This window comes from Natrinema soli (assembly GCF_028618695.1).
Map to the genome: position 1 here is coordinate 1 of NZ_JAQIVI010000412.1, position 2536 is coordinate 2536.

Below are 2536 nucleotides of genomic sequence, written 5' to 3' on the forward strand. Positions count from 1 at the left end.
GTGACGCCGAACGCACCGAGCACGTCGGCGGGGACCAACAGGTCATCGTTCGACTCGTGAAGGGACCGGGCCATCGATATCTCCGGGTTCCACAACCGGACCTATATATCTTCGTCAGACGCTGAAAACGTATTATCATTCGCGCCCGAAAAAACCTATCAGTTCGATCACCCGATCGCCAGCGCTCGTTAGCACCGTCCGGTGGATCGCCGCTCAGCGACGCCGCGGCGACTCGAGTTCGATATCCGCTTGCTCGAGCAGGTCCGCGACTTCCTCGCGTTTTTCCTGATGTTCCGCGAGGAACTCCCGCATCAACTGCGCCGCTTGCTCTTTGCAGTCGCCACAGAGCCGTTCGCCGCCGACGCACTCGTCGTAGACGCGCTTGGCGAACTCGTCGTCGTCGCCGGCCAGCAGGTACGCGTAGAGTTCGTAGACGGGGCACTCGTCGGCGCGGCCGCCCTTTTCGCGCTGTTCCGCAGCGGTTTCGCGGCCGCCGGTCGTCGCCGATTTCACCTTGTCGTAGCCGTCCTCGGGGTCGTCCAGCAGCGAGATGTGGCTCGCGGGAATCGACGAGGACATCTTGCCGCCGGTCAGCCCGGTCATGAATCGGTGGTAGATCGAGGATGGCGGCTGGAACCCGTAGCCGCCGTTGTCGACCTCGACCTCGCGGGCGAGCGCCTCGGCCTCGGCGCGGTCGATCTCGAAGGCGTCGACGTGGCTCTCGTAGACCCGCTTTTCGCCGTCGATGGCGTCGATCAGCGCCTCGAAGGCGTCGTCGGTCGCCCGTCGGTCGAAAAAGCGAGTCCGCGGCCGGATCGGTTCCATGCCCGCCTCGGTCAACTTCGTCAGGACCGAACTCAGCGTGTCCGCGCTGACCGCGAGTTCCGACAGCGGCGTCTCCTCGAGCGCCTCGGCGACGTGGACGCACCGAAGCGTGTCGTCGTCGAACTCGGCGGGCTCGAGCCGGTCGTAGAACTCGACGACCAGTTCGCGCTCCTCGTCCTCGAGTTCGAAGCTGGCGTACGCTTTCGAGACCTTGAAGAAGCGCATCCGCTCGGCGAGGTCGCGAGCCAGGCGAACGTGGGGGTCCTGGTCCGGACCGACGGGGATCACGGTCGGCTTGGGCTCCTCGAGTTGCGGGTAGAGGATGTCGGCCATCTGGGTGACGACCGACTGCATGTGCGAGACGTCGGTCTCGCCGTCGAAGCCGTAGATCGCCTGGAACTCGGAGAAGTTAGCCTCCGCGCCGAGATCGAAGGCGAGATCCTGTACCTCTCGGTTCGTCGACTGCCGGTAGAGTTCGCCCGCTTCGGGGTCGAAGCCGAGCGCGAGCAGGGAAAGCAGGTAGTTGCGTGCGTGTTCGTCGATCTCCTCCCAGCTCATCCCGCGGGCGGAGTTGGCCTCGAGGTCGGCGATCAGGCCGTAGGCGTCGGCCCCCTGCTCTTGATGCCAGATGATCTCGTCGAAGACCAGTTTGTGGCCGATGTGTGGGTCTCCGGTGGGCATGAACCCCGAGAGGACGGCTGCGGGCTCGTCGTTCCGTAAGGCCTCGGCGACCGGTCGATAGTCGCGGTGGCCGAAGATGACGCCGCGGCGCATCAGGTAGTGCGGATTCGGCACCTGCTCGAGCAGCTCGTCGAACTCCTCGATTCCGAACTCCTCGAACAGCTTCCGGTAGTCGGAGACGCTCGAGGATCCCCAGGGGTCCAGCGCGACGTCGTCCGCTCCGGCGGCTCCGCCGTCGGAGCGGAGCTCCGACGAGGATCGCGATCCAGGGGATCGCTCACCCCCATCGGGCAGCGGCTCCCCGGTCGTCGGTTCCCCTGACTCGGACTCCTCGAGCGGGTCGTCTCCGGTCATTACGTGCGTTTTGGCGCGCCGGCGCGCAAAAACCTTCGGCTTCGCCGTCGTCGAAATCTTCGGTCGGCGAGAGTAAAGAGGGTGCGAGCCCAACGTCGATCAACGATGCAGGTTGAAGTATTCGGGCGCGAGCGGGAGATCGACGAGTCGCGGATCGACGCGGATCCGGCGACGATCCGCGAACAGGTACGGGAGTACGAGGCCGGCGAGCGGGGGACGTTCGACCTCGAGATCGAGTTCCCCGACGGGTTCACGGGCAGCGTTATGCGAGCGATGATGGCCATTCCGGCCGGCGAAACGCGAACCTACGGCGAGATCGCGTCGGACCTCGAGAGCGCACCGATCGCGGTCGGGCAGGCCTGCGGCCGCAATCCGATTCCCGTGATCGTTCCCTGTCATCGGATCGTCGGCGTGGACTCGCTCGTCGGCTACGGCGGCGGGCTCGCACTGAAACGGGAGTTGCTCGAGCACGAAGGGGCGGCGCTTCCGGGGGAGCCGTAGGTTCGCCGCTCGCCATTACCGTGTCAACGGGCGAGATCCGCCGCGCGGCTGAACTACAGTGGCTACTATAGTCTATCCGCCCGAGGAGTCGACCATGCCCGACTTCCCCATCTTTACGGACGGCGATGTCTACTCGCAGTTCGACTATGAGCAAGTCGTCGACGCCATGCGCGAC

At 65.3% G+C, this 2536-nt stretch carries 2 protein-coding genes; one reads left to right on the top strand and one right to left on the bottom strand.

The features are described from left to right. Positions 1-213 precede the first annotated feature (213 nt). Positions 214-1860: a tryptophan--tRNA ligase gene (locus tag PGX04_RS22315; protein WP_273740507.1), complete on the bottom strand. Its 1647-nt coding sequence runs from the start codon at positions 1858-1860 to the stop codon at positions 214-216. Positions 1861-1965: 105 nt separating this feature from the next. Here PGX04_RS22315 and PGX04_RS22320 point away from each other — a divergent pair, with 105 nt between their 5' ends. Beyond that, complete coding sequence (locus PGX04_RS22320; RefSeq protein WP_273740508.1) at positions 1966-2361, top strand: methylated-DNA--[protein]-cysteine S-methyltransferase; 396 nt, start codon at positions 1966-1968, stop codon at positions 2359-2361. Positions 2362-2536: the final 175 nt, after the last annotated feature.

Excerpts from the sequence above, each read along its gene's own strand:
- PGX04_RS22315 (WP_273740507.1), bottom strand. The coding sequence starts at position 1,860 with ATGACCGGAGACGACCCGCTCGAGGAGTCCGAGTCAGGGGAACCGACG.
- PGX04_RS22320 (WP_273740508.1), top strand. The coding sequence starts at position 1,966 with ATGCAGGTTGAAGTATTCGGGCGCGAGCGGGAGATCGACGAGTCGCGG.